This is a genomic window from Microcoleus sp. B13-B6, from assembly GCF_036705405.1.
GTDB lineage: Bacteria > Cyanobacteriota > Cyanobacteriia > Cyanobacteriales > Microcoleaceae > Microcoleus.
The window spans coordinates 59233-80881 of the sequence record NZ_JAUBUJ010000016.1 but is presented as its reverse complement, the minus strand read 5'-3'; the positions used below and the strand labels follow the sequence as shown (position 1 = coordinate 80881).

At 46.2% G+C, this 21649-nt stretch carries 16 protein-coding genes, 1 tRNA gene and 1 pseudogene; 9 read left to right on the top strand and 9 right to left on the bottom strand.

Annotation, left to right across the window (positions count from 1 at the left end):
* Positions 1-9: 9 nt before the first annotated feature.
* A tRNA-Asp gene (locus QUB35_RS09845) sits at positions 10-83 on the top strand.
* A 353-nt stretch (positions 84-436) separates the two neighbouring features.
* Here QUB35_RS09845 and QUB35_RS09840 read toward each other — a convergent pair.
* The 3 genes from QUB35_RS09840 to QUB35_RS09830 all read right to left on the bottom strand — a co-directional run bounded on the left by QUB35_RS09840 (position 437) and on the right by QUB35_RS09830 (position 3490).
* Positions 437-2317: a DUF4209 domain-containing protein gene (locus QUB35_RS09840; protein WP_333141627.1), complete on the bottom strand. Its 1881-nt coding sequence runs from the start codon at positions 2315-2317 to the stop codon at positions 437-439.
* Between the two features lie 368 nt (positions 2318-2685).
* Entirely contained in the window at positions 2686-2895 is a 210-nt protein-coding gene (locus QUB35_RS09835; protein WP_333141625.1) for a hypothetical protein, read from the bottom strand.
* A 97-nt stretch (positions 2896-2992) separates the two neighbouring features.
* Positions 2993-3490, bottom strand: a complete 498-nt coding sequence (locus tag QUB35_RS09830) for a DUF393 domain-containing protein (protein WP_333141623.1) — start codon at positions 3488-3490, stop codon at positions 2993-2995.
* Positions 3491-3561: 71 nt separating this feature from the next.
* On the opposite strand from QUB35_RS09830, the gene QUB35_RS09825 reads away from it, so the two are divergent.
* The 3 genes and pseudogenes from QUB35_RS09825 to QUB35_RS09815 all read left to right on the top strand — a co-directional run bounded on the left by QUB35_RS09825 (position 3562) and on the right by QUB35_RS09815 (position 6103).
* Positions 3562-3699 carry a hypothetical protein gene (locus tag QUB35_RS09825; protein WP_333141621.1) on the top strand — a complete coding sequence of 46 codons (138 nt, stop codon included), beginning with the start codon at positions 3562-3564 and terminating at the stop codon, positions 3697-3699.
* A 178-nt stretch (positions 3700-3877) separates the two neighbouring features.
* A pseudogene (gene gltX, locus QUB35_RS09820) lies at positions 3878-5320 on the top strand (glutamate--tRNA ligase); the annotation flags it as partial.
* Positions 5321-5668: 348 nt separating this feature from the next.
* Positions 5669-6103 (top strand): CAAD domain-containing protein, encoded by a 435-nt coding sequence (locus tag QUB35_RS09815; protein ID WP_333141683.1) that lies wholly within the window; start codon positions 5669-5671, stop codon positions 6101-6103.
* Positions 6104-6252: 149 nt separating this feature from the next.
* Here QUB35_RS09815 and QUB35_RS09810 read toward each other — a convergent pair whose 3' ends face one another.
* The 3 genes from QUB35_RS09810 to QUB35_RS09800 all read right to left on the bottom strand — a co-directional run bounded on the left by QUB35_RS09810 (position 6253) and on the right by QUB35_RS09800 (position 13052).
* Positions 6253-9933 carry a CHAT domain-containing tetratricopeptide repeat protein gene (locus tag QUB35_RS09810; protein WP_333141619.1) on the bottom strand — a complete coding sequence of 1227 codons (3681 nt, stop codon included), beginning with the start codon at positions 9931-9933 and terminating at the stop codon, positions 6253-6255.
* A 40-nt stretch (positions 9934-9973) separates the two neighbouring features.
* Positions 9974-11206 carry an RNA-guided endonuclease TnpB family protein gene (locus QUB35_RS09805; protein ID WP_333141617.1) on the bottom strand — a complete coding sequence of 411 codons (1233 nt, stop codon included), beginning with the start codon at positions 11204-11206 and terminating at the stop codon, positions 9974-9976.
* Between the two features lie 574 nt (positions 11207-11780).
* Positions 11781-13052 (bottom strand): aspartate aminotransferase family protein, encoded by a 1272-nt coding sequence (locus QUB35_RS09800; protein WP_333141615.1) that lies wholly within the window; start codon positions 13050-13052, stop codon positions 11781-11783.
* 128 nt (positions 13053-13180) lie between these two features.
* Here QUB35_RS09800 and QUB35_RS09795 point away from each other — a divergent pair, with 128 nt between their 5' ends.
* Positions 13181-14458: a ribulose bisphosphate carboxylase small subunit gene (locus tag QUB35_RS09795; protein WP_333141612.1), complete on the top strand. Its 1278-nt coding sequence runs from the start codon at positions 13181-13183 to the stop codon at positions 14456-14458.
* Between the two features lie 400 nt (positions 14459-14858).
* Here the strand turns inward: QUB35_RS09795 and QUB35_RS09790 are convergent, their stop codons facing one another.
* Entirely contained in the window at positions 14859-16343 is a 1485-nt protein-coding gene (locus QUB35_RS09790; RefSeq protein WP_333141610.1) for an AAA family ATPase, read from the bottom strand.
* Between the two features lie 759 nt (positions 16344-17102).
* Complete coding sequence (locus tag QUB35_RS09785) at positions 17103-18176, bottom strand: ATP-binding protein (RefSeq protein ID WP_333141608.1); 1074 nt, start codon at positions 18174-18176, stop codon at positions 17103-17105.
* On the opposite strand from QUB35_RS09785, the gene QUB35_RS09780 reads away from it, so the two are divergent.
* Together QUB35_RS09780 and QUB35_RS39100 are read left to right on the top strand one after the other, a co-directional pair.
* Positions 18175-18360: a hypothetical protein gene (locus QUB35_RS09780; RefSeq protein ID WP_333141606.1), complete on the top strand. Its 186-nt coding sequence runs from the start codon at positions 18175-18177 to the stop codon at positions 18358-18360. The genes QUB35_RS09785 and QUB35_RS09780 overlap by 2 nt on opposite strands.
* Positions 18361-18393: 33 nt before the next feature.
* Positions 18394-18582 (top strand): TRADD-N-associated membrane domain-containing protein, encoded by a 189-nt coding sequence (locus tag QUB35_RS39100; RefSeq protein ID WP_445252112.1) that lies wholly within the window; start codon positions 18394-18396, stop codon positions 18580-18582.
* Positions 18583-18650: 68 nt separating this feature from the next.
* Here QUB35_RS39100 and rbsK read toward each other — a convergent pair whose 3' ends face one another.
* The gene (gene rbsK / locus QUB35_RS09770) at positions 18651-19571 is read right to left on the bottom strand and encodes a ribokinase (RefSeq protein ID WP_333141602.1); all 921 of its coding nucleotides are present in this window, start codon (positions 19569-19571) and stop codon (positions 18651-18653) included.
* Between the two features lie 317 nt (positions 19572-19888).
* On the opposite strand from rbsK, the gene nblR reads away from it, so the two are divergent.
* Together nblR and QUB35_RS09760 are read left to right on the top strand one after the other, a co-directional pair.
* Entirely contained in the window at positions 19889-20584 is a 696-nt protein-coding gene (nblR, locus tag QUB35_RS09765; RefSeq protein ID WP_333141600.1) for a response regulator transcription factor NblR, read from the top strand.
* Positions 20585-20708: 124 nt separating this feature from the next.
* On the top strand, positions 20709-21224 hold the full coding sequence (locus tag QUB35_RS09760; RefSeq protein ID WP_333141598.1) for a DUF192 domain-containing protein: 516 nt from the start codon (positions 20709-20711) through the stop codon (positions 21222-21224).
* Positions 21225-21649: the final 425 nt, after the last annotated feature.

The window sequence follows — 21649 nt, the reverse complement described above, 5'->3', positions numbered from 1 at the left end:
GCAAAACGAGGGACAGTAGTTCAATTGGTTAGAGCACCGCCCTGTCACGGCGGAAGTTGCGGGTTCGAGCCCCGTCTGTCCCGTTCAAAATACAAAATGTTCAGATTGCTGAAAAAAGCTATCGCAATTTCTTATTGATTATAAATCAATGGGTAGTTGAACATTTCACTACTCAATAAATGGGTAGAGATAGGGGAAGTCTCTGCATATCATCCCAAATCAGGTGATATATGGAGAATTTCCGTATATCACCCGCTTACAGGGAGATATGCAGAAACTTTCTGTAGAATTTAGTTTTTATGCTGCTGATTCCTCGGTGGGACGCGACCAAGAGCCTATCTGTTGGTCTTCATAGTTAAGTTGGCATGAGATTCTTGGTGCGGTGTTACTTTGAGATTGGTGGTGCGATTGCAGCAGTAGTATCACTCTATCTCTATCATTTATCTTCATTCTCAACCCATTGTCTGTAAGTCGGCATAAGACATAAGTACAGCGTTAACCACCAGAGATAGGCTAGTTGTGGTGTAAAGAATTGATTGTGACTAAATAAGCCATGACAAATCTCATTTCTGAGATTAGAACCCATTCGTTCAACGAGTAAACCCTTGAGAGTAAAAATTGTATTTTCATTCAAAATCTGCGTTAAATCAGGCACATCGAGCACTTTCTTGAGATTGTAATCATCCTGAATCATGGCAGAAGTGAGATGGGACGTAATAAAGTCGTTTTGCTTCAAAATATGACGCAAGGAGTTTTCTAGCTGTGGAATTAATAGATGTGCCGCAATTACTGGCTCTCCCTGTAAGCCAGCTAATAAACCTCTTGCATAAAGAGGTTCACGCCCTTTTGGAATAAATGGATTCTCAACAACGACAAAAGATAAATCTTCCAAATGCAGACTATGCTCAGAACAAATTTGATTGCAAGCAGGAACAATAAAATTTAGCGCATACCAGCTCTGATAGAAAGTAGCGATTCTAAACATTGAATTCTCTAAACTATCTTCGCCATCTCCACTAATAGCTTTTGTTTTTCCCTCTTCATCTATAAAAGCTGTTGGAATTAAATGAGAACTTTTATCTGCTTTTGCTTCTACCTGAATATCTGCCAGATCGCGAATTAGCTTGCATCCAAATGCCAGAGAGTACAGGGCATCACATAATGGCTTACCTCGCACAATATCTCTTGCTAGTTTTTGCATTTCAGGGTCATCAAACTTCTCTGGTTTAGCAATAGGAATAGTAACCATTAGAGACATTGATTCTCTCTGGTTATCAAGCATTTGTTTGTGTAAGTCTTGTATGCGATCGGAGGTATCTTGTTTTTTTCCAAACCTATCTTCAATCTTTCTGAAGGCTGCGATTGCATTTTTAAGTCTCCCAGCAGCTACAATGTAGGAATTAGGCTCATTTCTAACTAATGCCTGTTGAGCATACCAAACCTCAACTTCTGCAAGATTGAATCTTGCATTACGTTCAGCCTCTTTATCATTAGCTATCTTGTACCAATCGCTTTCTATCTGGCGGTACGCTATCTTCTGAAAAAAAGCTTTATGGTAGTCTTGAAAGTTTTCTGCAAAAACTGCCTTTTGAGCGGCAACTGCTGCATACTTTGCTGCATAGAGTGGAAGGTTGTTACTCTTAATAACACTGCGGCTTTTCCTTAAATACTCCTGAAGTACCTGCATTGCACTACCTGTTATAAACTCATTTTCTACAACTGCATAACGCTCTATAAGTTGCTCAATGTGAGAAATCACTATGCAGCGCATTTCTGTACTCTTCTTCCCATCAACTAGAGGGGCTAATTGTGCTGCTCGCTGTAGCCTTTCATCGCAAGTTTTCTGATTTTCTGTGTTTTCAAGATTTTTAGCAGCTTGAAGATATGACTCTACAGCCACTTTAGCCATCTGAATAGGTCTACTCCTTTCTGGATCTCGTTTACAACAAATCCAGAGGATATCAGCTATTCTTGCCCGCATTTCGGGCTCAATTACCCTGACAACTAACTCCCTTAACAAAGCGAGTTGATCGTCAGATAAAACCCCTAACATAGTCTCTGGTAAAATAGTCTCTTCTAAAGTAGAGGTACTATTCAATCCAAAAGGCTCCATGAAAACAGAGGTAATTTCACTCAAAAATTTGAAAATTTCTTGCCCTAGCGTGTCACCAGATAATTGATAGGCTTTGGCTTTCGCTTGAAATTTATCGTAGTAATTCCAGCATTCATTAGGGTTTGCTCGGTCTAGTATCTCTGTCCATTGATACCTCTCAAAGTCTTCTGCATTCAACAATGGGACAGCCTTAAATTGTGACATAGCGTAGGTTGTCAGTTATTGATTAAAGTTAAAGATAATCTATCTAGCTTACCTCTTGTAGTGCATTGTAACATAAAATTTGAGTCCGCGTTCGCGAGCGCAGCGGACTGACCCAAGCCTTTGGTAGAGTTCCAAAAGTTATGTGCCGCCACTTATCTTGGTCGTTGTACCACCTGAGTTATCGGTGAGGGTGTAGTACAAGGTGATCCGTAAAGCCTTAAAGTTAAGCCAGTGTGAGGTTGTAGCCGATTCTCCCCCCACCCCCATCAACGACTCCTAACATTTATCCCCCTTTCCTACAACTTTCCTCACAAGTTCCCCACAATCTTTGCCTATAATTAAATTTAAAGATCGACTCCCAGCAGCGCTCAAAGGTGCGAGGAAATAAAGGGTCGGGCGATCTGATATGTCAAAACCAGGACGATGGGGACGAGAATCGGAATAGCAACTAGCAATCCCCATTTGCCAAACCCAAGTTTTTGACCGTCCGATTTGAACAGGAAAATCACAGCCGCAATTCCCATAAGTATCCAGAGGCCGCCGAAGCCCATGAAGACTGTATAGCCTACATCTTGCATTTTTTTTGACCTTTAATAGTAGTCCATCTTTAAGGTTAGTTGCAGTCTGTTTCTGCTGACATCTTCTGATAGACCGATCGCACTTATTAAATATGACTCATTTTGAGTTGGGTTGGCAGCGGCCCTGACTTTCGCACTCGATCCGCTGAGTTCGATCGCTCATAATTGTTGCTAAATCCGGCCTTCCCGTCAGCTTCAGCCGCCAGTCTGCCCAAATTCCGTACAGCCAATTGGCGATCGCCCCGATCACTGGTAACTTAGTAACTGCATAAATCCATCCCATCCCTAAAATCTCGTAGGTTCGGCGAAAAACCTCTACATTTTTAATTGCCGTACCGTCGGGTAATATCGCGTGAATCCGCCCCATCGCCGTTTCGTAGTCGATTCCGCCGTGGGCCTCCGGGTTGTAGCCATCATCCGCGATATCCACAAACGACACTAAACCTCGCCCCGCGTCGCGTTTTTTCAAGAAATTAACCTCCCGCACACACAGAGGACATTCACCGTCGTACAGCAACTCAATCTGCCAAGCAGGCGCAGCAGGCTCGGGTGAGGGCGCCACAGATTCGGAAAACTCAGTTTTAGCAGCAGACATAGGGAAATATATTTTAATGTCGTCGATCGCACACAAACATTTTACAAGGATAAATATTTATCAGGTGGGCCTTGGGTACTCCTAAAGCAGTTATTTGTGCTGTGAAAAATAGTCCCAAAGGTGAATCCAGTCTTGGCCACCCGCAAGCTAATATCATCAAGATGCCTTCTCCTGCCTTGCCGGAGACTTTACGCCCGATCGCTCGTTAGCTCCGCGATCCCAAGGAAAGCCCTCGAAGACGATCGCCTATTATCAAGCAATTCGAGGCAAAGCACCTGCCAAGCACAACTATTAAGTCGGCAACAAAATATAATAAAATTTGAAGTCTTAAACATCAGCTATTCGCCCAACCAGCAAATCGCCCCCAATCTAAAAGCAAAAATCTACATGAATGTCAGAGTCCGTCTAGCCCCCAGTCCCACCGGAAACCTACACATCGGTACCGCCAGAACCGCCGTATTCAACTGGCTGTTTGCCCGCAACCAAGGCGGCAAATTCATCCTGCGGGTAGAAGACACAGACGTAGAACGTTCTAAAAGCGAATACACCGATAACATCCTCGAAGGCCTCACCTGGCTGGGTATGGAGTGGGACGAAGGCCCGAGTTTTCAGTCACAGCGTCTGGAAATATACCGCCAAGCAGTCCAAACCCTTCTCGACAATGGACTCGCCTACCGCTGCTACACCACGTCGGAAGAACTCGACGAAATGCGGGAAGCACAAAAAGCCAACAAACAAGCCCCCCGCTACGACAACCGGCACCGCAACTTGACAAGCAAAGAGCGCGCAGCTTTTGAAGGCGAAGGGCGACAAGCTGTGATTCGGTTTATCATCGACGACGATCGCACGATCGCTTGGAACGACATGGTACGCGACACCGTAACCTGGAAAGGTAGCGACCTCGGCGGCGATATGGTGATTGCCCGTGCATCCAGCGGCGGCGTCATCGGCCAACCCCTCTACAACCTCGCCGTAGTTGTCGATGACATCGACATGGGCATCACCCACGTCATCCGCGGCGAAGATCACATCGGCAATACTCCGAAACAAATATTGCTCTACGAAGCTTTGGGCGCGACAATCCCAGAATTTGCCCACACGCCGCTGATTTTAAACTCCCAAGGACAAAAGCTTTCTAAACGCGACGGCGTAACCTCGATTTCTGACTTCAAAGATATGGGCTACCTGCCCGAAGCTTTAGTTAATTACATGACTTTGCTCGGTTGGACTCCGCCGGATTCAACGCAGGAAATATTTACACTGTCGGAAGCAGCAGAATTATTTACATTCTATCGAGTCAACAAAGCCGGTGCAAAATTTGATTGGGATAAACTCAATTGGCTAAACAGTCAATACCTGCACAAAATGCCAGTGCCGCAATTGACAGATTTGCTGATACCTTATTGGTGGCAGAAAGGCGGTTATGAGTTTGACTTGGAGGCCGATCGCCCCTGGCTCGAACAAATAGCTGCTTTAATCGGCCCGAGTCTCGTTCGCTTAACCGACGCTGTGGATATGTGTAAGGTTTTCTTCTCCACCACGGTGGAATACGAAGAAGAAGCACTCGCACAATTGCAGCAAACAGGGGCTGCACAGGCTTTACAAGCAGTTGTAGAAGCGATGGAAAGTCATTCATCCCTGACATCAGCGGAAGCTCAGAAAATCACTAAAAAGCTCAGTAAAGAGAAAAATCTTAACAAAGGGCTAATTATGCGATCGCTCAGAGCCGCTCTGACAGGTGCAATGCACGGCCCCGACCTGATAGAATCTTGGGTAATCCTTCACCAGCGAGGAACGGCTAAAACCCGTTTGCTTGATGCCATTAGCAACTTGAATTTGCCTGGTGTTGGTGTGGCGGCCGAAACTCCAACCCCAGAACAGCAAAACGCGGAAACTGCAACCGAAACTTCTGTCGCACAACAGCCGGCAGCGTCCGTTTCACCAGCCGAAATACCGACTTCAGAACCAGAGGTTTCAGCAGTCGAAATATCGGCTCCTGAAGCAGTGGCGGCGTCCGTTTCAGCAGTCGAAATACCGACTACAGAAACAGGCGAAGTGTCGGCTCTTGAACCAACCGACGGGGAGGTTGCAGCAGTCGAAATACCGGCTCTTGAAACAGCCGCAGCAGCAGTTGAAAAACCTGCCGCCAACCAGCAAAAAACTATTGCGAGTGGAGAAATGACTTCATCAAACGAACCAGAAACAACCGTTATCATCACCGAAATTCCTGCCGGAAATGAAGCAGACAGTTCAAGCGGTACAACAAAAGTCATAATTACCGAAGAACCGCCAAGTCAGGGCCAGCAGATCAAAGAACAAATTATCTCAATTTTGTCCGAGTTTCCCGCTTACATCGGCAGCTTTTACGAACAGTACAAAAGTCCCTTGACTGTTATCGGTGTAATTGTAGCCTCGATTGTCTCTTTGAAAGTGCTTTTGGGCGTAATAGACGAACTCAACGACATCCCCCTGCTAGCACCCACATTCGAGCTAATTGGTATCGGATACACCGTGTGGTTTGTCTACCGCTATTTGCTGCGATCGTCCAATCGGCAACAATTAGGTCAAGAAATTCAAGCATTGAAAGAACAAGTTTTCGGCAAAAAGTCCTAAAATTTTGCTGGTAATTTGTTGAATTTGTGCCCGACATTGATAACTTTAAATAAGTTGTTAGTGTCGGGTTTTTAAATGACTAATGATTGTTGACTGTTGACTGTTGACTGTTGACTGTTGACTACTGACTACTGACTACTGACTAATGACTAAACCCCAGTCGCAGTAAACGCCGCCCAATAATAAGGATTGGCAAAAGGATAGGGTTTGCGGTTGCGAATTTGCTGCAAAGATGCCTCCGCAATCAGGCGAGAACTTTGAGAAAGCCGATCGAACATTTGCGAAATTTGAGGTTGAAAATCCGCCAGCAACACCTCCAATTCCTCGCTAGTCAAATCCCGCAGCCACCTTTGAGCGTCCCCCAGTGCGATCGCCACATCTCCCACCTGCAACCGAGAGAACCGTCCCAGATTTTCATAAAACTTGCTCGTCAGCAGCAGCGTAGAAACATCGTTCACCTTCCAAAGACTGCTAACCACACTAGACGTGCCAGCATACAACAAACCCGCCGACAAACCCACAAAATCTCCTCCAGCACCGCTAACTCCGCCAGCGGCAATTTCGCAACCAGATAAAGTAACTAAAAAATATTGCCTAAAATCCAGATTAAAAATTTCCTCCAAACTCAGAGAATCATTTCTCAAAAACACTGCGGATTTCAGTGGCCAAGCCAAATTAAGCAAACTCAAACAAGCAAAGTGAGCGCATTTTTTATGCTGCAACTGCCCTATTTTCTGCGGCAAATTCCCATTATTAGCAGACATTTCTTGGGAAAAAGCCTCTTTAATTGCCGGCTTATGGCGCACAACTTCTGTACTGGCAAAATACTGGGAAATAGTGCCGATTTCAATGTTGCTGTAGAACGCATCTCTGGTGAAAGTTGGAATTGCCAAAAGCTGCTGCAAACCGGGTTTGTACCGACCAATAGCCGCTCCGTGTGCACTTTGTCTCAACAGCAATAGCTGACAGCTAGGAGCATAGCGAATTCCTCCGGGAAATCGATCGATCAAATAAGCAGCAGGCGCTGCAACGTCGCCAAAAGACGAACTTTGAGAAAAATCCGAAAGGCTGTAGGTTTCCACATCAAAACCGCTGCGATCGCTCCACCCAGACCTAAAAATTCCCCCACCATCCTCAAACCCGTCTCTCCCCGCCAAAGGCAAAGCGTGGAGTGGCAAAGCGTGCAAAAATCGGTGCGGCACAAAAATCAGCCGATCGCAATTGTCGGGAATCAGCGCCACCACTCGATCAATTTCCAGCATCGTAGCCAAGCGTTTGAGGCGAGTCGGGAGATGATTGATCCAGCGACCTTTTTGTTCAGAATAAGCGGTGAGGTACTCCTGGCCCCAACTTTCGGCAGCCAAAGCATTTTCCGACGAACACAGGTGAACGGCGGGATATTGTGCACTCTTTACCACCACAAAAGCAACCAGCAACTCCCCCAAACTCGCCCACACCACAGCAGCGCAATTGTCATCAGGCAACAATTGGCGAATTTGCTCGAAAGCGATCGGTTCAACTTTGTGAGCTAGGCTGAAGAAAGGATCGTTTGCCTGCACCTCCCGTGCAATCAACCTATCAAACTGCTTCCACAATTGATTTAAGTGCATGAAGTCCGAGTTCGACAGCAGAGAACCGCTGTTCAAACCTGGGCTATCGCCCTCAGAAATCAAAGTCGTGTTGGGATCAGGTTCTCCCTCTTCTTGGTGCTGCTGTTCCCCCGCTATTTCCAGTTGCAGCGACTCCAACTCGCTTCGCACCCCTGCGGGAATTTCGGCTTTCGGAGTCAAGTGGCATTTAACCAGCAGTTCTACCAAATTCCGATTTTTGTGGCGTTCGGCGTATTCCAGAGCCTTAGCGTAATATTCAGGTTGGGTGGCGCCGAGTTCCAGGCAAACTTGCACCAGGCATTTATAGAGTGCAGCCCAGGTGCGGGTTAATTTGACTTTTGCGGTACTCGTCTGTGAAGCGTAGCTATCCCGTAGGGAATCGCCAAAATCGACTGTATCAACCCCAACTTCGCTACGCAAGAATTCCACAGTATCGACAGCAGCAGTAAAAACCCCGTAGGCGCGAAGCAAGTCGCCTCGAACTCGGTAAGCTTGACCCAAATAAAATAAAATTTCAGCCCAGCGGTGGGGATAGGTTTCGCGAGTGTAGACTTGGGTGGCGTTTTGATAGCAGCCGATCGCGCTTTCCATGTGGGACAAGTTTTCCGCCTCGGTCAGTTGCGAATAAGCCCTGCCGAGATAAATTTGCAGCATGGCCCAGCGGTTGGGATATGCCTGCCTGGTGTAGACTTCGCCCGCATTTTGATAGCAGGCGATCGCGCTTTTGAGGTTGCGGTTTTTTTCCCCTTTCAGGTGTTCGCAGAAAGCGCGGCCGAGGTAGGCACACAGGATTGCCCAACGTTCGGGAGTTTTTTGGCGGTTGCAAAACAGCAAAGCATTTTGATAGCAGGCGATCGCCATTTCCATATTTTCGGCTTTTTCCCCTTTCACCCGCCGACTGTAGATCCTACCGAGGTAAGTTTGGATCGAAGCCCAGGCTTCGGGAAATTTGATGCGGGTGTAGACTTGTAAAGCATTTTGATAGCAGGCGAGCGCCATTTCCAAATTTTCCACCGGATCGCCTTTGATGCGATCGACAAACACCCGGCCCAAGTTCCTTTGAGTCGTCGCCCACTGCAGCGGAAAAGCTTCCCGAGTCCGCACCTGCAAAGCTCTCTGATAGCACGTAACCGCGTATTCGAGATTTTCAGCTCGGTTGCCCTGCAGCAACTCGCAGTAAGCATTTGCCAAATTATTTTGAGTGGTGGCCCAACGCCGGGGAAACACCTTGCGGTTGTAGACTTGCAAAGCATTGTGGTAGCAAGCGACGGCCAGTTCCAGATTTTGGGATCGGTTGCCCTGCAGCCGGCGGCTGTAAGCACGGCCGAGATTGTTTTGAGTGCTCGCCCACTCTTGCCCGAAAGCCTCGCGGCTGCGAACTCGCAGCGCGTTTTGATAGCAGGAGATCGCGTGTTCTAGATTGTCTGCCGGATCTCCCCTGAGACGCTCGCTGTAAGCGTTGCCCAGATTATTTTGCAGCGTCGCCCACTGTTCCGGGTACTGTTCGGGCGTGCGTACTTGTAGGGCATTTTCAAAGCAAGCGATGGCCTGTTCGATATTTTGAGCCTTATCACCTCTGGGGCGATCGGTGTAAGCGTTGCCCAGATTGTTTTGCATCACCGCCCATTCTTGGGGAAAGTCTTTGCGGGTAAACACCTTAGCAACTGTTTCGTAACCGGCAATTTCGATTTCCAAGTTATGAGCCTTGCTGCCGAGGGGAAACCGCCCAATTTTGTTGCTCAGATTGCCGATTAAGGCTGCAATGCGCCTAGTCTCTGATTCTTTGGCAGCAGAGAACACCAAATTGGCCCAGTGGCGCAGCAGTTCTGCGAAATTCTGGTCGAGTTTGTCTAAATTGTTTCTCAGCAGCGAGTACAGGTGCTGCGAATCAGCGTCGCGCGCGACTGCTTGCAATACTTCTGCTAAAAAAGCCAGATATGCTGCTCCCGTTGCAGGCAATTTATAATTCCCCTTTGCAGATTCTAAGGGTGCGATCGCCCTTTGGAAAAATTTTGCAGCTTTGAGCAAGCTTTCTCGCGTCAGTGCCACTTCTTCTAAATAAAGCGTTTGCACGAACTCAAAGTCGATCGACTTTGGGTTCGTCCTCAAAATCAAATCTATTCCTGAGTCCCCAGGATTTTCCAGCAGCGCTTGGAGCATATTAACATCTGTTTTGCGACGCTGTTCGTCCATCGTGCATTCCGCCAAACTATTAACCATAGGAGCGCTGCTTCCCTGCAACCAAGTGAACTACCCACCCCTAAATCGTAGTACCGAATATAGTAGGGGCTTCTGTACTCATAGGCGAGTGCCTTAGCGGAGACTTTCGTCCCAGCTTTGGTCTTACCTCGCATCCTAAAGCAGAAACGGCTGAACCTTCCGCCTTTAGTATTTTGATACCTTCTGCTTTCATCTTTATCGCTGCGTTCCCCTCCCGATCATGGTCAGTAGCACAGTGAGGACAAGTCCATTCCCTCATATCTAAGGGCATCTCGGTCATTTTATCGAAACAATTAGAACAGAGTTTGGAACTGGAAACCCCTCTATCAATCTCGACTAAGTTTCCGCTTTTGCGTTCCCACTTGTAGGCTAAGAAGTTTGTAAAACTTTCCCAAACCTCCTCTGATATTGCTTTCGCCAACTTGGAATTGCGAATTATGTCCCAGAAATGAAATTTTTCTACTATGACCGCGAGGCGATCGCTGACCAACTTATAACTAAGTTTATGTAGAAGAAAGTCTTGCCACGAATTCCTCAACCGTTCGCATACCTTGGTCACAGCTTTTATATATTTGTATTCAGAATTACTTTTTTTCTGCAAGTCTGTTAACTTTTGCTGCTTGCGCTTCAAGTTCTTCTCGTGCTTGGCCAAATGCTTAGCATTAAAGTCATATTTAGATTTTTTTTCATCATCGGGGACAATAGCAAAGTATTTCACTTCTAAATCAATGCCCGCAATCCTACCTTTTTTTGTTGTCTGGTTTTCAGCTTGAATTTCAGTCAGTATAGATGCAAGATATTTCCCTGAATATTTTTTACTAATAATTGAATTAGGAATTTTACCCTCACTTAATCTATATCTATTTATTTGGGGCTTCGTTATTTCGCTATACCGGAAAATTCTAGTATCCGCTACCCATGTGACGGTTTGAGGATACTGAAATGACTGTTTTTTCTCTTGAGATGGGAACTTATAAAAACCAGCCAATCTATCAAAAAAAAATTTGTAGGCAGTGGTTAAATTGAGCGTAGTTAATTCCCAAAATTTGCTGTAAAACTCACCTAACCCTCCACTTTTATCGATTTTTTTGAGAGTCGGTAAAAGTGTGTTGAACCCGAAGCAGCCACGTCCTTTACCAGTTTTTTTATAAACTTCAATTGATTTATTTAGACCATAATTAGACCACCAACGCGCCCACCCCAAAGTTGAAGCTACTTGTATTTGTTGATTTTGGGTAGGATACAAACGAACTTGGATAGCCTTGTGTAGCAATCAACATCACCTCCTTGGTTCTTCTATTCTCTCACAATATACAGTTGATTATCAAAGCATTACGAAAAAATTTTGTGACGAAGATTACATATTTTCTCTCTTGAAAGCGATAAGCAAAATTACTTGAGGATGCAATCGTCCTCACCTGCCCTTCCCACTATAACGGTACTCGGTTTAGTGGGAAGGGGGCGAAATAGTTAAACCAGGATTCACCAGTCCCAACAGATACGCAGATAGCGAAACTAGCACCTACGATCGCTAATAGTATGATTTTGCGCGTGCCTCTTGAGTAAAATCGCGGTTAAAGGCGCTGTCACCCTGTGGGGGCGGGTTTCACAGGCCTTTATAAAATTGACAAACCCGCCCCGACAGACTTGCAGCGGGACGGGTTTACTTTTACCCTTATGGGACTTAGGCTAAGAAACCCCGTTTCTGGGAAACTCTTGGGTTTAGTAACGAGAAATCTCGAAAGAAACCCGGTTTCTGAGGAAGAGTGTGTCTTGGACTAAGTGAGTTATCTAGGATATGGCGCGAGTTGCAGCGCTACAGCTAACAAAAATCAACTCAGTAAATTTTACTGTACCGCTTGAGAGCGCAAGGCTGATTCCACTGCCTGCAGAGCTCGATCGACTTCAGCAGCAGTGACAATCAGCGGCGGGACAAATCTCAGCACTTTCGGCCCTGCGGGAACCAACAAAACTCCTGCGGCGATCGCAGATTTGACAATATCAGCGGATGTAAGTTCGATGTCAGCTTGCAATTCCATCCCGACAATCAAACCCCAACCGCGCACCTCAGCAATTAAATGCGGATATTCAGCCGCCAACTTGTTGAGGCCTGCTTTCAACTGTTCCCCGCGCTGCTGCACGTTTTCTAGAAGGTTTTCCCGTTCCAAAGTTTGGCACACACACAAAGCTACAGCGCAAGCAAAAGGATTGCCGCCGAATGTGCTGGCGTGACTTCCCGGTTCAAATACATCGCAGGAAGATTTGCACAGCATAGCGCCGATCGGGATACCGCCGCCCAATCCTTTGGCAGACGTAAAAATATCCGGTTCAATGCCGAGGTTTTCGTAGCCCCAGTATTTGCCGCTGCGTCCCATCCCGACTTGCACTTCGTCGAGAATTAGCAAAATGCCTTTTTCGTCGCAAATTTCCCGAATTCGCTGGAAGTAGGCGAGATCTCCGGGGCGAACTCCGCCTTCGCCTTGCAGCGCTTCCAGCATAATTGCAGCTACTTGGCGTTCGTCTTTGTCGAGTTGCTCGATCGCCGTTTCGATCGCACTAATATCGTTATAAGGCACGTAGTGAAATCCCGGCACCAAGGGGCTAAAACCCTTCTGGTATTTAGGCTGTCCCGTTGCCGTAATTGTCGCCAAAGTCCGCCCGTGGAAACTCGCAACGGCGGTAATGATTGTCGGATTCGAGATATTTAATTTTTCGTGGGCGTATTTGCGGGCGAGTTTAATTGCCGCTTCATTAGCTTCCGCGCCGGAGTTGCAAAAGAAGGCTCTGTCCGCGCAAGAATGGTCTACAAGCCACTTCGCCAGCTCGCCCTGTACGGGGATGTAATAAAGGTTAGAAACGTGGTGTAGGGTCTGAATTTGCTGAGTTACCGCTGCAACCATTGCCGGGTGGGCGTGTCCCAGAGTGCAGGTAGCAATACCGGCCACAAAATCGAGATATTCGCGGCCCTCGGTATCCCAAACGCGGCAGCCGAGGCCCCGTTCTAGGGCGATCGCAAAACGCCCGTAAGTTGTCATTACATAGCTGTCGAAGCTTTCAGAACTGAAGGGACTGGCTTCGGCTTGCACGCTTGGTTCTTTTAATAAGGTTTCTGGACTCACGAATCGCTCCTTAACACATAATATGTAGACCTCGATTGTACGGTAAAAATCCAGGTTAGCGGTGCAGGCTGTTAGTTTTGTCATAAAATCATAACAGTAACTTCAATTAATCCCTCACAAATCTACTGATGAGTTATTACATTTCTCCTAACTTTCTCGATAAAGTTGCGGTGCACGTCACTAAGAACTTTTTAAATTTGCCCGGAGTAAGAGTCCCCCTAATTTTGGGAATTCACGGCCGCAAAGGAGAAGGCAAAACTTTTCAAACCGAACTGGTTTTTCGGCGGATGGGCTTTGAACCGGTGATGATATCTGGTGGGGAATTAGAAAGCCCGGATGCAGGAGATCCGGCGCGTTTAATTCGCTTGCGCTACCGGGAAGCGGCGGAGCAAATTCGCGTGCGCGGCGAGATGTGCGCCATCTTTATTAACGATTTGGATGCTGGTGCTGGCAGGTTCGATACTACTACTCAATATACTGTCAATACTCAGATGGTCAATGCGACTCTGATGAATATTGCTGATAATCCAACTAATGTGCAGTTACCGGGAAGTTATGACAGTACGCCTCTGCACCGAGTGCCGATTATTGTCACGGGAAATGATTTTTCTACGCTTTACGCGCCGCTGATTCGCGACGGGCGGATGGAAAAGTTTTATTGGGAACCCAGCCGGGATGATAAAATTGGCATTGTTGGGGGAATTTTTGAGTCAGACAAATTGTCAAAAACCGATATTGTGGCGTTAGTCGATAATTTTGCCGATCAGGCGATCGACTTTTTTAGTGCTCTGCGATCGCGCATTTATGACGAACAAATCCGCGAATTCATTCACAAAGTAGGAATCGAGCGAGTTTCCAAGCGTTTGGTAAATACTTTGGAAGCAGCGCCCGATTTCCATAACCCGAATTTCAGCCTCGCTCATTTATTAGAAATGGGCAGTTTGATGGTGGGTCAACAAAAGCGGATTCAGGAAATGCGCTTAGTAGATGAATACAACCAATCGCGCCTGTTTAACGTTCAAGGAACGCCCAATGCCCCTGCTGCTGCGCCCACGCAAAGTCAATTAAACGACCCCTCCTCGAAATATTATAAGGCTTACGAGGAGCCAAGTTCTGAAGTGGGTAACGGTCATGCGGCGCGGCTGAGTTCCGAGGTATTGGAACAAGTAAAGCAGTTGTTAGCAAGAGGCTGCAAAATTGGCATGGAATATGCAGATAATCGCCGATTTAAAACTGGTTCTTGGCAAAGTTGCGCGACGATTAAAACTGAACAAGAAAAAGATGTGGTTGCATCTTTAGAAACTTGTTTGGCGGAACACGGCGGCGAATACGTGCGGCTGATTGGTATCGATCCAAAAGTCAAGCGACGGGTAGTTGAAACAATTATTCAGCGGCCGCAGGGTTAAAGTTAAAGCAGTCCGCCAGGGAATGAATTCCCTGTCTAATAGCTAAAGTCCTCTGAAGAGGACTAATGAGTTTAAAAATTTTTATTCTCATATCATGTCCGGTCGAGCGATAGCGATTTTTGTAGGGGCGGGTTCACCAACAATACCTGCCAATAATTGACCATCTCAAAAACCCGCCCCGACCGGGATATTATGGTTAATCGATCGGACATGATATAATGAGTTTAAAAATTTTTATTCTCAGTCCTCTTTAGAGGACTTTAGCTTTGAGGCAGGGGTTTCAACCCCTGTCGGACTGTCGGACTATCGGTTTAACGTTAAGTTGACACCAATGAACACTGTTGTGTCCCTACAGGCAATATCTTCTTACTCTCGCCGTAGACTACAGGACAGACAGAGATTATGCAAACCAGCGGCGAATTAATTCAACTTGGAAACGGTAGCCCTCACTAACTTCCTCAATCAATTCGCGTTGCAAAAGTAAATTGAGAGCATCGAATTTATTGGAAAAGTGTTGCAAAATAGTTGATCGGCTGACTATTGCCCCTTCTCCTTGTGCTGCCAAAAACTGCAAAATAGCTAATCCTGCTGCATCTGCTTGATTGCTTTGAATATCGGCAAAAAAGAAACTGCCAACACTTAAAGCCTCTGGTATTGCTGCTTCTACATCCGCTAAAGTTGCCAGTCGGCGGATAGATGGGTTTTGCTCGTTTTTTAGTGCGATAATTTCAGCGCAGAGGAGTTGTATTAGGAAAGGGTGACAGCGGGTGAGTTGCAAGACTCGCTCAACCGCATTGGGTTCGTAACGCAGGGTAAAATCTTTGACTGGTTGCTCAATTAGTTGACGCGCTTCGGGTTGTTTCAGGTAGCTGATATGAACGACTTGGACATTGATTAAATAGCTAGCCCAACGCTGAAATTCTTCTATTGTATGGGAACCAGCTAGCAGCACTTTGAAGCGGGGACGATGTTGAATCAGGTGACGCAACATTCCCAGAACATCCTCCCGATCAAAGCGTCCTTTTGTGATGGCATTATCTAGCGCCTCGAATTCATCGAAGGCAAGCAGGGCAATATTTTGTTGTAGGGCTTCTTCTACTTCGTCCAGCCATTCATCAAAGCGGGTGAAAGGGTCATCTTGCAGTGTTTCGCGCTTAAGAGATGGGAGAGTGAAGGCACTTTGGCGCTGGGCTGAGTTTGCCATACTCCGGGCGATATTGTAGAGAAAACCAGCATAATCACTCGCTGATGAAACTGGCCCTTGTAAGTCTACAAACATGGGAATGATAGTGCTGGGTAGCAAGCGTCCCAAATTGTTGAGGAGGGATGTTTTGCCCATGCGCCGCTGTCCGTAGAGTAGCAAGGGAAGGCGGCGGCGGTCTAGCAGTAATTGCTCGATGCGCGTACTGATGTAAGTTCCACTTAAGTCAACGGGTTTGACAAAGATTTCCTGTTGTTCTGTCAGGGGTACGCCGATTATATAAGGGTTGTCGATTTCTTGTCGCAGTTCGACAACTTCTGCTAGTTCCCGCACATAGTCAGTGACAATTTCATACCAACTGGTAGCAATGGGGCGAAAGCGTACTGCATATTTGTCACCACTGCGGGTCAATTCTCGAATTAAACTGTTTAATTTTTCTGCTACTGCACTGAGGGCTAAACGCTGGTTGTAAGGACTTTGCTGGTTGAGGGCTGCATCTACGTCTTGGCTGATATAACTGAAGCTATTCAGTAGGGCGCTGACTGGACTGTTTAATTCGCCGATCGATATACTGTGGTGAGCGTTACTTATGGTTGTTACGTCTGCACAAATTTCTAGCCTTTGTACATCCTGTTTAATCTTTGTGAGCCGATCGGACGATCGCCGATAGCTAGTATATCCCAAAAATATAAGTAAAAATGCACAAATGAGTGCAAATATATAAAACATTAAAATATGAGCGAGCAATAAATTAATGCAGCTCGCTAAAATTGGTGTGTTACATTTGCGTTAGGGAAAAAGAGAATAGAGTGCCCAGTACGGTTAGACTCTGGACACCCACGCTCCCCCTGAACATTACCCTGGAGCTACCGTTCAGAAGCCTTGATCAAACTTTTGAAGGAAAACTCGATGAGTATTTTTTATCGACTACTCTTGGCTGTTGCTTTGATGGCCTGCGCCATATTGAATGACGTACCTTTTAATGATCCAGTCGTGTTTCCCGTTATCATCCAATTACTCATGCCTATGGAGGACAGGAGCAAGGGCAAGGATGAGGACAAGCATGAATAGCAACAGTGTGAATCGTTGAACTACTTTTTTTAATCAAGAACAGCTAAGTAAGGTGACAACTTACTTGGCTTTTTTGTTTTAAACGACTATATCGCTTTAAACGAATACAGTCTGTTTACGTCAACTGTTTACGTCAACTGTTTACGTCAACTGTTTACGTCTATACATATCTGTATAGTACATTAAGACGTGATTGAGTTAAAGGTTGAGCAAAGTTGATTTATGGCTGACTTATGGATGATTTAGGAGTGACTTTTGGTAAACAATTAAATGCTTGCATAAATTAGCTCGCCCAAGACCGATTACCAGCCCCCCACAGGCAAGATCCCGTTTCAAATTTAAGGGCAAATTAGTTTTCATGGCATTTACCTTTTAAAAATCAGCGAATGGCTCTATGTGTTGTAAACCTTCTTCACGCCAATTATCCTCAGTTTCCCCATCTTCCAGGCTAAATAATCGTTCTCGACAAAGGATTTGCAGCGGCAGAGGCCAGCATTTACTTTGATTCAAAATCCACTCGACATCCTCATCAGGAAAAGGCATGGGCGAACTGGCTATCAACTCCCGCGCTTCGGCTGCAGTCATAGCTCCCAGAGTTGTGGTATATCCAAAGATATTGAAAAAAGGCGAACTATGTCCGGTGCTACGCGCTAATTCCATTGGTGATTCAGAAGTTGCCAAAACAAACCCTAAATTTCCATTTGTTTGGTTAGTCGCCAAAGAGCGCAAACTCTCCCAAAACCCATCATCTAATTCGGGACAGCGTTGCAATCCTGCGCCAATTTCATCTAATAGGATGACTGTAGGCTGACGTAAATTACTGCTAACCACATCCATAAATTTATCTAAATCGCAAGGGTTAGGTACTGACATTTTTAGGGATTCTAAAATGTAGCGCAGCAGCCCTTCCCGACTCTGCCGTCGCGCATCTTGAAAATCTACGAAAATCCAACGATAGTTTTCTGGATGGGGCAACCAGTCAGATTTTTGACCGGGACGCAACTGTTCTGTTGGGGTGGTGGTAATATTTTTTAAGTAGTGCAGCAAAGAAGTCTTGCCACTGCGCCTCTTGCCGATAATGGCAGCATTTTGCAGGGGACGGCGTTTCAGTAAGTCGAATAGGCGTTTTAGTTCTTTCTGCCGCCCGAAAAAGTGATGCGGATGGGTGATGGGAGTTCCAGTGATGAAAGCTGAGGTTTCCTCGAAGATAGGCTTAGGGATAGTTTCGTCTATATGTACGATATTTCTCCACTCATACCCCAATCTCCCGCTAATTTCCTCAAAATTTCTATAATCAACAGGTTTACCCGTCAGAAAGCTCTTGACGGTGGATAGGGAAATTTCTAATTCTTCAGCCAAAGCCTTCTGAGTCGGAAAGCCGTTGCGTCCTAAAGCCGATTTGACTTGTTCGATACACCCTGGAGAAACTTTGAGCGATCGCCCCATGATGCCTTTAGAGAAAATTACTAATTTAGATTATAGGTTCGATCTCAACTACAAGTCAACTCGCTCAACCTTTTTGCTCAACCCTGAACTCACGTTAAATTTAGAGAACGATGGTCGATCGTCCTCTGATGATTCTTCCAAGATCGCTCGTCGTTGGGAGATGATTCAAGATAGTTGGCGTTAAGCTCGTTTTAGTTCTAACGCAACTTTTGGATTCATCATCACCAGCGCTTTAGTCAATATTTTAGGCATCGGACTGTTGTTTTCTGGAAAAGTCACAGAAGGCTCAGTTGCCACCGCTGGCGGATTAACATCAAATATTGTGAGCGTTGGGTTACTCAAGTTTACAAAAGAAACGAACGACAGACTCGATCGCCTAGCCAAAGAATTCAAAGACGACAATTAAACAAAAATAGTCAAAGTAGGGTGCGCCTTCCGCACCTGACAAATTCAACTAATACGCACCTGACAAATTCAAATTAAATTCTGCAAAAATTTATCAAAGGTTGCGCGATCGGGCATAGCACCTTGAGCACCCACTTTAGTTGTGCACAGAGCGCCCGCTGCTGCGCCCCACCGCACCGCCTCCGACAAGGACAGACCGGCATCTAATGCAGAGGCTAACCCGCCGTTAAAAGCATCGCCAGCAGCCACAGTGTCGATCGCCTCCACAGCAAAAGCCGGTACAAAAAAGGTTTCATCCGCCGTAACAGCAACAGCCCCGCGATCGCCCAACTTGACAATAACATTCTTGACCCCACGATCCTGCAAGTGTTTGGCAGCTACAATCGCTGTTTCGGTGTCATTCACCCGAAAACCGACTAACTGGCCCGCTTCCACTTCATTCGGCGTGATAATGTCAATTAGCGGATAAAGTTCGATCGGCAAATCCGCCCTAGCCGGTGCTGGATCGAGAATAACTCGCACCCCGGCTTGACGAGCAGCTTTCGCAGCTTTTTGGACAATTTCCAGGGGAATTTCTAACTGTAACAGCAAAGATGTAGCTGCTGTTAAAAGTTTTTTGAGACGTTCTATCTCGGCTTCACCGACATTGTTATTCGCGCCCGGAATCACAATAATATTATTTTGACCTGTCTCGTCTACCGCGATAATTGCCACTCCTGAATGAGTGTTTTGGTCTATTAATACATTGTCGGTACTTAAACCATAAGATTGTAAATTTGTCAATAATTCTTCAGCAAATTTATCGTTGCCGACGCGACCGATGATGTGGGTGGAAGTGCCGAGACGGGCGGCGGCGACGGCTTGATTTGCTCCTTTGCCACCGCCGGCCGTGAAAAAATTGCTACCGATGATAGTTTCGCCTGGTTGCGGCAACCGGGGAGTTTTTGCTGCTAGGTCGATGTTGATACTACCGAATACGATAATGGTCATAATTTAAATTGGGAATTGGGCATTGGGCATGGGGCATTGGGCATGGGGCATGGGGCATTATAGAATTGGGAATTGGTAATGGGTAGCAACTCGCAAATAACCCATAACGAATAGACATCTCCCATAATTATCGTGGAACAGGCAGGATGCCTGTTCAAAATCTGCTTTTTAGGAGAAGTCTAATAACAACAAATAACAAATAACAACAGCCAACAGCTAACAGTCAACACCCAACAGTCAACAGCCAACAACCAACAGTTAACAACCAACGGCCATCAAACGTGCTAGAACAGTTATGGTCTCCACCGGTCAATTCAATGGCTGCAATTACTCTCGATCGCAATCCCTGTGTCCTGCTAGTTGAAACAGACGAAGTTCTCGCCGGCCACTTGAGTCTCGACTTAAAATCCTCCGGCTACGAACCGGTAGTGGCTTCTAATACCGCCACTGGCCAACATTTAGCTCATGAATTGCAGCCAGCTTTGATTGTAATCGATCGCATACTTGGCGCTGAGTCGGGGCTGTCACTGTGTTCTCACCTCAGAAGTATTGGCAATCGGGTGCCGGTGCTGCTATTGGTCGGTCGTGATACAGTTGACGATCGCGTAGCTTGTCTGGAAGCTGGCGCGGATGATTATTTTCTCAAACCTTACCGCACTGAGGAGTTTTTGCAGTTGGTGCGCTTGTATTTGCAGCCGGATAACAGCAGCAACGAACAATTGAGGTTTGGCGATTTAGTTTTGGATTTAGCCTCTAGGCGGGCCCTACGCAATGGACGGGCGATCGACCTGACGATGAAGGAATATGAGCTGCTAAAGTATTTGATGGAACATCCCCGCGAGGTTTTGACTCGGGAACAAATTCTGGAAAATGTTTGGGGTTACGACTTTTTGGGTGAGTCGAATGTGATTGAGGTTTATATCCGCTATCTGCGGCTCAAGATTGAAGATGAGGGCGAAAAGCGTTTGATTCAGACGGTGCGCGGTGTTGGCTATGTGATGCGGGAAGCTTGAAGAAGTCATTAGTCATCAGTCATTAGTCATTAGTCATTAGTCAGTTGTCAGTTGTCAGTTGTCATCACTCAACGCAGTCAACAGTCAACAGTCAACAGTCAACAGTCAACAATCTAAAATCATTATGAATTATTTAACTAATTTGCTCGGTATTGGAGTAAGTATATTTTTGCTGGGATGTTCGCCGACTTTACCGATCGCGAATGCTGGTGCTACTGGTATTTTGGCCTCGCAGTCTCCGACGGCGACAACATCGGGTCAAGTGCTGCCTGTTTCTGCTAGAGCTCGGATAGGCGATCGCCCAATCGAACTCGAAGTGGCGAAAACACCGGAACAGCAGGCTATGGGTTTAATGTACAGAACTTCTTTGCCGGATGACAGAGGAATGCTGTTTGAGTTTAAACCGGCGCGGCGGGTCAATTTTTGGATGAAAAATTGCAAGATTTCTCTGGATATGATTTTTCTGCGAGATGGGGTGGTTGAGGCGATACAAGTTTCTGCACCTCCTTGTACTGAAGATCCTTGTCCTACCTACGGGCCCGATACTGTTGTCGATCGAGTTATTGAACTCCGGGGCGGGCGAGCTGCTGAACTCGGTGTCAAAAAGGGCGATCGTATTGAAATCGAGTTTTTCCAGTAAAACTTCGGACTGTTTCAGTAAAACCTGCAGACAGAGATAATCCCCCGGTTTCCATCGCCCAGAGAGCCCTCTGCCTTCGGACTACCCAAGAAAATTTAGAAACTTTACAAAAATTGATAAAATCTATTAGAATATTAATGTAACATTCAGTACAAACACCGAAAGATTTGCTACGATGTCGATCTCAGTCAGTCAGGACTTGAGCTTGTTTCCGGAAGCTGTAGATTCTTGGTCGCAGGTATGAGACGAGTCAGCGACTCGTTACCAATCCTGAGAGACGATACTCAGCCTCAAGGTGTAGCAACACGAAAAGAAATTCTCTGGAAGTTCTGGCGATCGAGCTAAATCTACTAAACCTATCTAAAGTAATATGCTACGAGCCAAGTTAATTGGCTGTAATTGGCAAACTTAACTTCTGGTAGCAG

Excerpts from the sequence above, each read along its gene's own strand:
- rbsK (WP_333141602.1), bottom strand. The coding sequence starts at position 19,571 with ATGACCATTATCGTATTCGGTAGTATCAACATCGACCTAGCAGCAAAA.
- QUB35_RS09785 (WP_333141608.1), bottom strand. The coding sequence starts at position 18,176 with ATGGGGCGATCGCTCAAAGTTTCTCCAGGGTGTATCGAACAAGTCAAA.
- QUB35_RS09835 (WP_333141625.1), bottom strand. The coding sequence starts at position 2,895 with ATGCAAGATGTAGGCTATACAGTCTTCATGGGCTTCGGCGGCCTCTGG.
- QUB35_RS09795 (WP_333141612.1), top strand. The coding sequence starts at position 13,181 with ATGAGTTATTACATTTCTCCTAACTTTCTCGATAAAGTTGCGGTGCAC.
- QUB35_RS09840 (WP_333141627.1), bottom strand. The coding sequence starts at position 2,317 with ATGTCACAATTTAAGGCTGTCCCATTGTTGAATGCAGAAGACTTTGAG.
- nblR (WP_333141600.1), top strand. The coding sequence starts at position 19,889 with ATGGCTGCAATTACTCTCGATCGCAATCCCTGTGTCCTGCTAGTTGAA.
- QUB35_RS09780 (WP_333141606.1), top strand. The coding sequence starts at position 18,175 with ATGATGCCTTTAGAGAAAATTACTAATTTAGATTATAGGTTCGATCTC.
- QUB35_RS09760 (WP_333141598.1), top strand. The coding sequence starts at position 20,709 with ATGAATTATTTAACTAATTTGCTCGGTATTGGAGTAAGTATATTTTTG.
- QUB35_RS09815 (WP_333141683.1), top strand. The coding sequence starts at position 5,669 with ATGACTTCATCAAACGAACCAGAAACAACCGTTATCATCACCGAAATT.
- QUB35_RS09810 (WP_333141619.1), bottom strand. The coding sequence starts at position 9,933 with ATGGTTAATAGTTTGGCGGAATGCACGATGGACGAACAGCGTCGCAAA.
- QUB35_RS09830 (WP_333141623.1), bottom strand. The coding sequence starts at position 3,490 with ATGTCTGCTGCTAAAACTGAGTTTTCCGAATCTGTGGCGCCCTCACCC.